Below are 12,154 nucleotides of genomic sequence, written 5' to 3'. Positions count from 1 at the left end.
GCGGCATCATCTCGGAACAAGGGGGCGACTATTTCTCGGAATGGAGGGGCGAGATCATTTCGGAATCAGGGGGCGGTTTGCCTCGGAATTTGCACCCACAGTTTCGCCTATCAACGACGATATCGCATACGATAGCAACCTGATTGCTATCTGGATTGATATCCAAATGCTATCTGATAGATAGCAATCTTTCAGATAGCATTTAGAAAGATTTTATGAATGCTTGTTAGAAATCATTCCTGATAGCATAGGAGGACAGCCATGCCTGTAGTGTGCGCAGCCAATCCCAAGGGCGGTGCGGGCAAATCGACCACCATCCTCGCCATAGCATCGACCCTTGCCCAGCAAGGCGGATCGGTCACCATCATCGATGCGGACCCCAACAAGCCGATCACCGACTGGCGGACGGGAAAGAGCACGCTTCCGATCCAGGTCATAAGCGATGCAACGGAAGGCAGTATTCGCGACCTGATCAACACGGCCGCGTCCGAAGCGCAATTCGTTTTCGTCGACCTGGAAGGCACCGCGAGCCGTCTTGCCTCGCGGGCGATCATTCGCGCCGACCTCACCCTCATTCCCCTGGGGGGAAGCGCCCTCGATGCCAAGCAGGCCGCGCGTGCGGTCGGGTTGGTCCGGGAAAGCGAGGAGGATATCGGCCGAAAGCTGAATTTCACCCTGGCCTTCAACCGGACAAGTCCGCCGCCATTCACGCGCCGCATCGAGCGGGAGATCGCCGACCAGATGCGGAGCAACGATCTGCCCGTGTTGAGCACGCATCTCTATCGACGAGAAGCCTACAATGCGATGTTCATGGAACGGCTCAGCCTTTTCGAGCTCGATCCCCGGCAGGTGAATGGTCTCGAAGCCGCGGTCGACAACGCCGTCCAATTGACAGGGGAGGTGCTCGAGCTTCTTCGTGGCGCCGCAGCAGAAAGGGCAGCCTGATGTCCAGCGACCTTGGCTTCGGCAAAACGAAGAAGCTCGACCTGTCGGGCTTTGCTCCTCGTCCAGCGGAAAAGGCTGCGTCCCAGCAAGAACAGGAAGCCTCCGATCGCGCAGCGGAACGCGTCGGCTTTCAAAGCCGCGAGCCGATCCAGCGCGTCAAACGCGTTCGCAGAACGAGCGAACCTCTGGACCAGGCCTTCGTGCGTGCCCCGATCGACGTGATCAACCGCTTCAAGCACTATTGCAATGAAACCGGCATGTCCTACGGCGAAGCGCTGGACGAGCTGATGCGAAAGGCAGGAATCTAGACTTCATCCGGCCGCCTCGAAGATCGTTATTCGCCCCATTATGCAGTGGAGCATGGGAAAATCCCGCAAGCTGCGGGCGAGCCAAGTCCCTTCCTGATCATTTGACGAAGCGAGGGAAGTCCGCGACGAAGGCTTATGAGCAATTCGATATCAGCAAGCGGTTTGCATGGATCTTGTCCGGATTCTACGCGGCCGCCCTGTGGTTTCTCATGGGTTAACAGCCGATATTAATGTTGACTATTTAATTCATAATATTTATCCGTTCCCAGAATGCTGACAATGGCATTCAATTTTTATGCCGCCTGCACCGCGACGCCGCCAAACCGGGGAATCCGGCAACCAGTCCTTCTCCTTCATCGGCTCGGACACGTTCTCCGGAAAAGGCGGACTTTGCGATCCTGGTGGCGGGAAACACAACGCTTCTGAAGGATTACTTCATCCTTCGATCGGGTGACTTTGATCCGGAACGCCGCGCCTTCATATAGGCGCGGCGTTTCCTCTGATACCACCGATATCAAGCTGGTATTACGGTCGCCACAGCTCACCTATTCGGTGACATTGCCGTATACCTGATTGGTCGCATCATTGTTGCGGATAAGCTCAAGTTCTCCGCCAACGATCCTGTTCATGCTGACGACGTTCTTCTTGGCAAAGTCGAGCGGGCTCTTGCTGCTGCCGAAATCATAGCGGCGATCGATAAAGCAATAACGCTGCTTTCCGTTCCGCGAATTGAGCCAGACGGCAGGTTTCTTGCCCGCACCGTTTCTGTAGACGAAGCTGTTGTCCGAGATGATGTTGAAGTTGGGTGTCTGGTGGCGGATCACCCCGCCTTCGCCGCAATTTCTGTAGACGAAAATCCCGCCGTTGACGGGATCTTGGAACGTGTTCCCGATGATCCGGTTTCGCGTCGATCCATCGATGGCGATCAACTCCCGGCTCTCGGTCCTGATCCTGAAGACATTGTCCTTGATCAGGCTTCGTCCGGACTCGGCATCGAGATAGATGGCGGTCGCTCCGGAATCGCCTTCGATGCGTGAATTGAGCAATTTCGTCCACATCGCGCCCGGCCCGACATAAAGTGGAATACCGCGGGGTGCGACGATGGTGAGGTTTTCGAATGTCGTTCGTTTGGGAGCCGCGGCCTGGGCGAATTTCGTATGATCCGGATTGCGTGACGAGGCCTTCATGTTCGGGCCATTGGCATTTTCATCGAGGCCGTAGACCCGCAGGAAGCCCTTGATGACACAGTTGCGAATGGCAACGTCCTCCGGCGCATCCCACGTGCCGTCTTTCCGTTGCACGGAGCGGACGATGATCGCTGTCCGGCCGACACGGGACTTCTCACCGGACACGTCGATCGTGCCGCCATTGCAGTCGAGGACGGCGCCGTTGGCCTTGGACCCCTCGAAAACGATATTGGCGAAGATCTCAAAATTCTTCGGTAGCGTCAGGCTGCAATCGACTGAAATCTGTTTTCCAGGGCGATTGTTCTTCGAGAAGGTCTCGAACTGTTCCAGTTTGCATACCGGTGCACGCTCTGCCCAGGCAGGAAGCGGTAAAAGCACTGTGAAAAGCGATAGAAGCCCGAGAAGCCGCGGATACCCCACCGTTTTCATGGCACATTGTCTTTGGGAGGCGCAGCCATTCTTCGCGGCATTTGCGAGTCATGAACCCAGAGGATGCTGTTTTCCATCGTGAAACGGAATCGTTTAGGATGTCTATGAGTTTCGCCAAGGCTCTGCATGTCGTTGATCGCCTCAAGGAAATCTTTCGGCGCAATGCGGACATAGTGCCCTCCAAGGAGGGAGGCGCTGATATAGACGTCCGACGCGGATTGCGCTGCGACTTTCATCTCCCATAGGAAGCGCCACTCCGGTACCTCGGTTTCGCTTTCTGGCCTGTTCATTGCCGATCTCGTATCAACGTTGTTCTTGCTTTCTGCATCTTGTTAACCGGTTTCGTCCCATTTGGGTATGATGGGATGTTCCTGCTTTCCGGGCGAAGGCGGCGATTGAATGGCGATACGCAAAAGTTCCGGTTTTCTCCGGACATGCGACAAACTCATTTTTGTCGTTCAGACCTGAATGGTTGCCCCTCTTTTTACCCCGTCTGGTGGACAAAAAACCATCTTGAAAATGTCGTTGAAAAGAGGCCTTGGCCTCGTTTTGACTCGTTTTAATAGTTTTAATAAGTTTTAGAGCTAAAAAATTCTGTTTTCCCCTTTTATTATAATGGCTTACTTCCATTAGATGTCGGCGATGTACGGTTTGTCGTCGGTAATGTACGGTTTGTCGTCGGCGATGTACGGAAAAAAGTCGGCAAAATACGGTTTTCGACAAAAATCCAGACATTTTCGACCTTTCCATTCTGCCGTGAACTTGTCGTCGGCGATGTACGGTGCGCGAGGAAATTTGTCGTCGGTAATGTACGGAGGCTTGTCCGATTTTTGTCGTCGGTAAAATACGGAGCCACGACAAAAATCAGATTTCAGCGACCAGGGTGGAAAGAGGGAAGCCGGTCTCATCGCGATAGCGCATCCGCAGGACGGCCCCGTCCTTTCCCTCCTCGAGGGAGAGGTCGTATTCAGGCATGGGGAAGGCGAGCGTCCGGGTGACGAACTCCCGCAGGTCATAGGAGAACTTGCGCAGTTCCTGGGTCGAGCCACTGCGCTTGTGCAGTTCCTTCAGGCTGTAGGTCGCCTCCATCTTGCCGGCCGCCTTGCGCGCCAGGCGGTAGATGAAGCGGCCAAGGCCCGAACTGATCAGGAAGTAGTCCTGGTGCAGGGTCAGCAGGGGAAGCGTCCTCTCGTTGCGAACGATGCTGGTATAGACCCAGTCCGGAATGTTGATCTCGATGGTCTCGATCCGGTTGGCGCCGGTGCGGCTGACGACGCTGTAGCCGCTGATCATCGGACGGCTGTCGACCTGGCGGCGCTTGCCGCTGGACAGGTTGACGACCTTGATGGTGGTATTGGCAAGCCGGTCGAGCGCGGCTTCCAGATCCTCGTAGGCCTTGCCGCCGTCCGATCGCCGGCAGAATTTCAGGATATGCGAGGCGCTCGGCCGATAGGTCTTGGGCGGAAGGCTCGGCCGCAGCCCCTTCGCCTCGCTGTTGCGGTAGTTCTTCACCTCGTCAGCGAGATAGGACACCATGTTGAGGAAGATGTCATAGTCGAAGACCGTGGCAAGCCCCGTTTCCGCCCCGCCCTCGATGGTGATGAGACTGTCCTTCAGCTCATACTTGATGATCCCCTTGTTCGCCTTCTTGCTGAGCGAGAAGGGGGCGACATCCATGAGATGGACGTCGTCTTTCAAAGGGGCGTCATAGATCGTCGGTACGAAGAACATCAGCTGGGCGTCGTCCTGCGGCGCCGTGCGAAGGATGCGCTTGGGCGTGGTCTCCTGCATGAGGGCGGCCGTGACATCCGCCTTGATGGACTCGTTGCGGATCGCCTCGCCGAGCCGGGCAAGCAGCATGTCCGTCCTGCTGTCGCTCAGGCTGTCGAGCTTCAGGTCGGCCCATACCCGCCGGCTGTAATAGCGCCGCAACCGGCTCAGCCCGTCCTTGTCGAGCCATACGCGTTCGCGCTCGTGCTGGTCCGCATATTGGTCGGCGAGCGTTTGTAGATAGGTGTTCTTCTCATGGAGCGACAGGGCGCTGAAATCGGCCCGCGGCATCATGGAAAAGGGGGGTGCCTTCATTTCCGGGTAGGTCCTGTCTTTTTCCGGTGTTGTGCCTGCGCCGGGAAGGAAGGCGCGCATCATGATCGGATATAAGCAGCAGAAGGCCTTTCCTGCCAGCCGGCGCGCACAGAAAGCATTTTGCTATCATCGGAACGTTGTGCAAAGAGAGCGGCATCTTCAATGGACGAGCGGAGTGCGCGTTGACGTCTCTCACACATCTCCAGCGGCTGGAAGCCGAGGCGATCCATATCTTCCGGGAGGTGGCGGCGACCTTTTCCAGGCCCGTCATGCTCTATTCGGTGGGCAAGGACTCCTCGGTCATGCTGCACCTGGCGATGAAGGCCTTCTACCCGGCCAAGCCACCCTTTCCCTTCCTGCATGTCGACACGACGTGGAAATTCAGGGACATGATCGCCTTTCGCGACCGCATGGCGGCCGAGCGCGGTTTCGATCTCCTCGTTCATGTCAACCCCGAAGGCATCGAGCAGGCCATCTCGCCCTTTGTGCACGGCTCCAGCGTCCACACCCATGTGATGAAGACGGTGGCCCTGCGCCAGGCCCTCGACAAATACGGTTTCGACGCGGCCTTCGGTGGCGCCCGCCGTGACGAGGAGAAGTCGCGCGCCAAGGAACGCATCTTCTCCTTCCGCAACGCCGCCCATGCCTGGGACCCGAAAAACCAGCGCCCGGAAATGTGGAAGACCTACAATACCCGCGTGGCGCCGGGGGAATCGATCCGTGTCTTCCCGCTCTCGAACTGGACCGAGCTGGACATCTGGCAGTACATCCTCAAGGAGAACATCCCGATTGTACCGCTCTACTTCGCCGCGCCCCGGCCGGTCGTCGAGCGTGACGGTATGCTGGTCATGGTCGACGACGACCGCATGCCGATCGGTAAGGACGACAGGGTCGAGGAGCGCATGGTGCGCTTCCGAACGCTCGGTTGCTACCCGCTCACCGGCGCGATCGAATCCGATGCCGCGACGCTTGAGGACATCGTGCGGGAAATGCTGACGGCGCGCACCTCCGAGCGCCAGGGCCGGATGATCGACAAGGATGAGGCCGGCTCGATGGAGAAGAAGAAGCGCGAGGGATATTTCTGATGGCCGTCATTCCAACGAATGCGCCCGCCCGGGACGTTGTCGATTATCTGCGCGAGCAGGAAAACAAGTCCCTGCTGCGTTTTCTCACCTGCGGTTCCGTCGACGACGGCAAGTCGACGCTGATCGGCCGCCTGCTCTACGACACCAAGCTGATCTTCGAGGACCAGCTCGCGGCTCTCGAGCGGGACAGTCGCAAGCACGGCACGACCGGCGACGACATCGATTTCGCGCTGCTGGTCGACGGGCTGGAGGCCGAGCGCGAGCAGGGCATCACCATCGATGTCGCCTATCGTTTCTTCGCCACCGACCGGCGCAAGTTCATCGTCGCCGATACGCCCGGCCACGAGGAATATACCCGCAACATGGCAACGGGCGCCTCGACGGCGGATCTCGCCGTCGTTCTGGTCGACGCGCGCCAGGGTATCCTGCGCCAGACCCGCCGCCATTCCTATATCGCCTCGCTGCTCGGCATCCGGCATATCGTGCTTGCGGTCAACAAGATCGACCTCGTCGGCTACGATCGGGCGGTATTCGATACGATCGTCGCGGATTTCCGGGCCTTTGCCGGCGATCTCGGCTTTGCCACGATCCAGCCGATCCCGCTGTCGGCGCGCCATGGCGATAATGTCACCCGGCGTTCGGAGAACACGCCCTGGTACAACGGGCCTCATCTGCTCGAACACCTGGAGACGGTTCCGGTCGAACAGGCCTATCGCGAAAAACCTTTCCGCTTTCCCGTTCAGTATGTCTCCCGTCCGGATCTCGACTTTCGCGGTTTTGCCGGTCAGGTGGCGTCCGGGTCCGTCGCCGTCGGTGACATGGTGACCGTCGCCAAGTCCGGCCAGTCGACGCGGATCAAGGAGATCGTCACCCAGGATGGAGCGCTTGATCGCGCCGTGGAAGGGCAGGCGGTGACACTGGTTCTTGAGGACCAGCTCGAAGTCTCGCGCGGCAACATGCTGGTCGCGCCCGATGACCGCCCGAACGTCGCCGACCAGTTCCAGGCGCATGTCATCTGGTTCGATGCCAATCCGATGATCCCGGGCCGCAACTACATCCTGCGCACCGAGACGGACAGCGTCGAGACGACGGTCACCGCCCTCAAATATGAGGTCGACGTCAACACCTTCGCCCATCTCGCCGCCAAGGCGCTGCATATGAACGGGGTCGGGGTGTGCAATTTCGCGACCCGGGCGCCGCTCGCCTTCGACAGCTATGCCGCCAACCGCATCACCGGCAACTTCGTCCTGATCGACCGTATGACGAACCGGACGGTCGGCGCGGGCATGATCGATTTCGCGTTGCGCCGCGCCGAGAACGTGCACTGGCAGGCGATGGAGGTCGATCGCAAGGCCCGCGCGGCGCTCAAGCACCAGCAGGCCGCCGTCGTCTGGTTCACGGGGCTTTCCGGCTCCGGAAAGTCGACGGTCGCCAACCGGCTGGAAAAGCTCCTGCATTCCAAGGGGCGCCATACCTATATGCTGGACGGCGACAATGTTCGCCACGGCCTCAACAAGGATCTCGGCTTTACCGACGAGGACCGCGTGGAAAACATCCGCCGGGTCGCCGAGGTGGCAAGGCTGATGGCCGATGCCGGCCTGATCGTGCTGGTGTCCTTTATCTCACCCTTCCGCTCCGAGCGGCAGCTCGCACGCGATCTGATGGTCGACGGCGAGTTCATCGAGGTCTTCGTCGATACCCCCATCGAGGAATGCGCGCGCCGTGATCCGAAGGGGCTCTACAAGAAGGCGATGCGCGGCGAGCTTGCCAATTTCACGGGCATCAGCTCGCCCTATGAGGCCCCAGAGAATCCTGAGCTGCATCTTGAGACTGTCGGAACGGACCCAGACGAACTAGCAATTCGGATCGACACGCTTCTGGAAAGCCGGATGGGCTCATGATGGGAACGATCAAAGCCCCCCAATCCTCGACTGCGGATGTGCAGGCACCAAACTTTACAGAGCGGAATCCCATCGCTAAAAACCGCGCAAATCGGCAGGTTTCGGACATCGGTCCGGGCGACGGCAGAAAGAGCGGCCACAATCGATGACAGTCGATGCAGAAAGAATTCCCACCTTCGCGTTTCACATCAATGGCTGGAAAAGGGCGGTTTTCAAATCGTTCTTTCCGGAACGGCGTTTCACCTATCTGCCCCTGCACGTCACGGACGCGGTCTTTGCAGAAAAGTGGATGGGGCGCATCGCTGAAACGCCGGGTGCCGAGATCTTCATCTGGAGCCAGAACGTCCCGGCCAATCTGGAGACCTTTGTCCGGGAAAAGGGCATACCCTGCTATTTCATCGAGGACGGTTTTCTGCGCTCGAACCGGCCGAACGCGGCCCGGACGCCCCCCTTGTCGCTCGCACTCGACAGCCGGCGACCCTATTTCGACAGCCGCGGGCCTTCCGATCTGGAAGTGCTTCTCGAGACCCATGATTTTTCGGCCGACCCGCAGCTTCTGGAACGGGCGAGGGCGGGCATACGCCTCATCGTCGAGGGCGGGCTCAGCAAATACAACATGGCCTCCAGCCTGACGCTTTCCGGCCTGCTCGGGCCGAAAACGCAGCCGCGTGTCCTGGTCATCGGGCAGGTAGAGGATGACGCCTCCATTCAATACGGATGCGATCAGGCGATCACCAACAACGATCTCGTGCGGATCGCGGCAGAGGAGAACCCGGGCGCTGAAATCATCTACAAGCCGCATCCAGATGTGCTGAACGGTGTGCGGGAGGCCCAGTCCAACCCCGCCGATGTGGAACATCTGTGCCGCGTCCTGCGGGAAAACGTGCCCCTGGCGCAATCCTTCGAGACGATCGACAAGGCCTATGCCATCACCTCGCTTGGCGGTTTCGAAGCCCTTTTGCGCAACATTCCCCTGACGGTGCTCGGTTGCCCCTTCTATGCCGGCTGGGGCCTGACCGACGACCGCCAGTCCAATGCGCGGAGAACCCGGCGTCGGACGGTGGAAGAGATCTTCGCCGCTGCCTATCTGCTGTATCCGCGCTATTTCGAGCCGAAGACCGGCGAAAGTTATTCCTTCGAGCAGGCGGTCGACTGGCTGAAGGCGAGACTCCGGGATCCGGAGAGATACAAGTACGAGTTCGACATCGACATACCGGTCGTATGGCAGCCCTGGGGGCCGTTCGGTCTCTTGGGATGGCGCCATCTGCTGACTTATGCGCTTGCGCCGGTGATCCGGCTGTTCGGTAACAGGAAGAGCGCCAAACGGTTCAGGACCAACCCGATCCGCTATTTTCGGGAACACCGGTCATCGCCGCTTCGCTTCGTCGGGAAGGTTCTCTATCCTTTCGACTGGCGCAGCTGAGGAGGAGGCCAGCATTGTCCCATGATCCGGTCATTACGGCCGTCATTCCCGTCAGGCTTTCCACCGATCGGCTGTATGACGAGCCGGAGCGTATCGCGCGGATCATTGCGACGCTGCCCCGTTCCTACGTTCCCCTCATCGTCGACTATGGCACGGTCGCAGAAAGGGCAGGGGAGCTGCAAGGTCTCGCCGCCTCGACCGGCAGCCGACTGGTGCGGGTGGAAACGGGCGACCAGCCCTTCAGCGTGGGCCATGCCCGCGATATCGGCACGCTCCATGCCGAGACACCGCTGATCCTCTATCACGACATCGATTTCCTTCTGTCGCCGCTGAGCTACGAACGCGTGCTGGAGGAGGCGCGGCTGCGCGGCATGCCGGACAATGCCTATGCCTTCTTCGCCCTGCCCGGTGTCTACCTGACGGAAGATTTCACGCGCCGCTACCTGGAGATGTTTGCCACGGGGGACGCGTCCTTCGCGGACGTCCTGCTGCACGACGGTGTGATGCGGCGGGACAAGGCGATCTACGAGAACCACACCTATGCGATCTCGGCCATTGTCGCCAGCCGCTACCATCTCCTGGCGATCGGCGGCCACGACAAGAGTTTCGTCGGCCATGGCGCAGAGGATTTCGAGCTTCTGCACCGCCTTGCGTCCTATGCTCCGCGCGGGCCGAAGACGCTGAACTATTACCTCAACACGATGAACAACACGATCCAGCGCTACGAGGGCTTTCGCGCCTATTTCGCGCTTTACGGGATCGACGTCTTCCAGCGCGGCCTGCAGATGGCCCATCTCTGGCATCCGCGACGGGAGGATGCGAGCTATCTGGCGCCGCGCCACGAGAACCAGGAGCGTGTTTCCGAGGTCATGGCGGATTACGACGCGGACAAGTCCTGGGTTCCGCCGCTGGAAGATATCCATTCTTCCGAACGGACGCTGGTGCTGGTCAAGGAGGAGACGGCGCCGTCCGTCCGGGCGCTCCGTCATGCCTTTCCGGCCTTCGGGCACTTTGAAATCCGGCGGGAAGGCGGCTTCGCCGACACCGATGCCCTGTTGCGGGCGATGGACGAGGGCGGCTTCACCCGGGTCTTTTTCCTCAACCCCTATGGGAATGCCCACCGCCTGTCGCTCTACCGCGGCGTCAAGGCCGCAGGCCGGCGTTTCGTCGTCTGGGACCGCGGCGGCCTGACCGACAGCTGGTTCTTCGATCCCCACGGCTTCCTCGCCGAAAGCGCCTCCTATTTGCCGGAGCGCTGGGACAAGCCGCTCGCGCCGGAAGATCGCGCTGCCGTTCTCGACTGGCTGGAAAGGCAGCGGGAAGGGGAGACGCTGGAGGAAAACGGCGAACGGATCGGCGGGACCGCGTTGCGCGAGCGCTTGCAGCTCGGCGACAGGAAAGTCGTCTTCGCCGCCCTGCAGCGCCCGAAGGATACGGCGACGCTTCATTTTTCCGGCCCCTGCGGTGATGCCGAGGGTTTCAACCGCTGGCTTTCCCATCTGGCGGCGACGCTCGATCCGCAGGCCTATGTCGTCCTGGCCAAGAAACACCCGCTGGAGGCCGAGGCCCCCGAGATCCCGAACGTTTTGCTCGTCGACGGCGACACCCACATCCAGGACCTTATCGAGATTTCCCATGCCGTGGCGGTCATAAATTCCGGTGTCGGCCTCATCGCACTCGGCTGCGGCAGGCCCGTCGTCTGTTGCGGCGATGCCTATTATGCCCACCCCGGCCTTGCCCGGACGGCCACTTCACCCGAAGACCTCGTGACCGCCGTCCGGGAGGCTGCGGCACCCGACGAGGAGAAGCGGCTGCGTTTCTTCCATTATCTCACGCGGGAGTTCTATTCCTTTGGGAAGGCGAAATATGTCAGCCGCTCCAAGAAGAGCGGCGGAAACAGCCGGCTCGCCTCCCGCATCCAGTTCTCCGTTCTCCGCGGACTGACGGCTCGTCCCGTCGAACTCGGTACGCCGCCGGGCCGGGTGACAACACTGGCCCCGCTCTACTATTCCTACGGCGGCGGACCGGCGGTGAAACTGGCCGCAACACCCTTCAGGAAAGTCGTCGAGAATGCCCGGGAAGCCCGTCAGCGCGGCGATTATGCCGAGGCCATCGACCTGTTCGCCGTCGCCCATGCCCGGGAGCCGGAAAACAAGACGGTCTACGGCTCCCTCCTGAGGGCAGGCGTCGAGCGCTATGGCGGCCTCCTGGAAGAGATGATGCGCATGCCGGTCGCACATATGCGGGAAAAGGCGGAAAAGGCCTTTGCCGGCGGGACCTATGTCGAGGCCGGTCGGATCTTCGAGATGTTGCGCTATCGCGAACCGGAGAATCCGCGTCATCTCTGCTGTCTCGCGGAATGTTATGTTCAGGACGGCGCGAAGGCGCACGCCATCTGGTGCCTGGAAAGGGCGCTAACTCTGAACCCGGGCAACAAGGCCGTCGTCCGCCGCTTGAAGGAACTCCGGCGCCCCTGGTGGCAGCGGTTGTTTCGTAAGGAAAAACCGCTCTTGGCTCCCCCCGCGTAGGGATATCATACGGCTTGCCACCCTGAAGATGTCTCCCACACGGAAGGGGCCTCATGCGTTACCGCCAGGATGAGTTTGAAATATTCGTCGATCCGTCATCGCGACGGAAGCCGACTGCAAACGTGTTCGTCGAGGCACCCGCGCGGATCAGCGCGCATATCGCGATGAATGTGAGAGCGGCGGTGCAAAAGTCGGCCACGGTAGCGGCGGCATAATGCTGCTGCGGGCGGAGTAAAATCCGGCCACCTATTTCCTTTCTGCAA

11 protein-coding genes are annotated in these 12,154 nt (G+C 59.9%); 7 read left to right on the top strand and 4 right to left on the bottom strand.

Annotation, left to right across the window (positions count from 1 at the left end; genetic code table 11):
- The 3 genes from EV665_RS32745 to EV665_RS31145 all read left to right on the top strand — a co-directional run.
- Positions 1–184: hypothetical protein (locus EV665_RS32745; protein WP_133037147.1), on the top strand; the 184-nt coding region annotated here is incomplete at its 5' end.
- A 77-nt stretch (positions 185–261) separates the two neighbouring features.
- Complete coding sequence (locus EV665_RS31150; protein ID WP_133037146.1) at positions 262–945, top strand: ParA family protein; 684 nt, start codon at positions 262–264, stop codon at positions 943–945.
- On the top strand, positions 945–1,253 hold the full coding sequence (locus EV665_RS31145; RefSeq protein WP_133037145.1) for a hypothetical protein: 309 nt from the start codon (positions 945–947) through the stop codon (positions 1,251–1,253). The genes EV665_RS31150 and EV665_RS31145 overlap by 1 nt, the downstream gene beginning before the upstream one ends.
- Positions 1,254–1,798: 545 nt before the next feature.
- Here the strand turns inward: EV665_RS31145 and EV665_RS31140 are convergent.
- From EV665_RS31140 to EV665_RS31130, 3 genes are all read right to left on the bottom strand, one after another.
- Positions 1,799–2,869, bottom strand: a complete 1,071-nt coding sequence (locus EV665_RS31140; RefSeq protein ID WP_133037144.1) for a right-handed parallel beta-helix repeat-containing protein — start codon at positions 2,867–2,869, stop codon at positions 1,799–1,801.
- Entirely contained in the window at positions 2,866–3,159 is a 294-nt protein-coding gene (locus tag EV665_RS31135) for a hypothetical protein (RefSeq protein WP_133037143.1), read from the bottom strand. The genes EV665_RS31140 and EV665_RS31135 overlap by 4 nt, the downstream gene beginning before the upstream one ends.
- Before the next feature lie 574 nt (positions 3,160–3,733).
- Positions 3,734–4,954 (bottom strand): replication initiator protein A, encoded by a 1,221-nt coding sequence (locus EV665_RS31130; protein WP_245507895.1) that lies wholly within the window; start codon positions 4,952–4,954, stop codon positions 3,734–3,736.
- Between the two features lie 182 nt (positions 4,955–5,136).
- Between EV665_RS31130 and cysD the strand changes: the two genes are divergently transcribed.
- The 4 genes from cysD (at position 5,137) to EV665_RS31110 (ending at position 11,891) form a co-directional block, all read left to right on the top strand.
- Positions 5,137–6,039, top strand: a complete 903-nt coding sequence (cysD, locus tag EV665_RS31125) for a sulfate adenylyltransferase subunit CysD (protein ID WP_133037142.1) — start codon at positions 5,137–5,139, stop codon at positions 6,037–6,039.
- On the top strand, positions 6,039–7,940 hold the full coding sequence (nodQ, locus tag EV665_RS31120; protein WP_133037141.1) for a bifunctional sulfate adenylyltransferase/adenylyl-sulfate kinase NodQ: 1,902 nt from the start codon (positions 6,039–6,041) through the stop codon (positions 7,938–7,940). The genes cysD and nodQ overlap by 1 nt, the downstream gene beginning before the upstream one ends.
- A 289-nt stretch (positions 7,941–8,229) precedes the next feature.
- Positions 8,230–9,363, top strand: coding sequence for a capsular polysaccharide export protein, LipB/KpsS family (locus EV665_RS31115; protein WP_342636248.1), 1,134 nt, complete (start codon positions 8,230–8,232; stop codon positions 9,361–9,363).
- 14 nt (positions 9,364–9,377) lie between these two features.
- On the top strand, positions 9,378–11,891 hold the full coding sequence (locus EV665_RS31110; protein ID WP_133037139.1) for a capsular polysaccharide export protein, LipB/KpsS family: 2,514 nt from the start codon (positions 9,378–9,380) through the stop codon (positions 11,889–11,891).
- Positions 11,892–11,949: 58 nt separating this feature from the next.
- Here EV665_RS31110 and EV665_RS32740 read toward each other — a convergent pair.
- The coding region (locus EV665_RS32740; RefSeq protein WP_210234714.1) for a hypothetical protein at positions 11,950–12,154 on the bottom strand (205 nt) is incomplete at its 5' end.

It is taken from the genome of Shinella granuli (assembly GCF_004341885.1).
Lineage (GTDB): Bacteria > Pseudomonadota > Alphaproteobacteria > Rhizobiales > Rhizobiaceae > Shinella > Shinella granuli.
The sequence above is the reverse complement of the archived record's forward strand: the minus strand, read 5'-3'. Positions and strand labels throughout refer to the sequence as shown.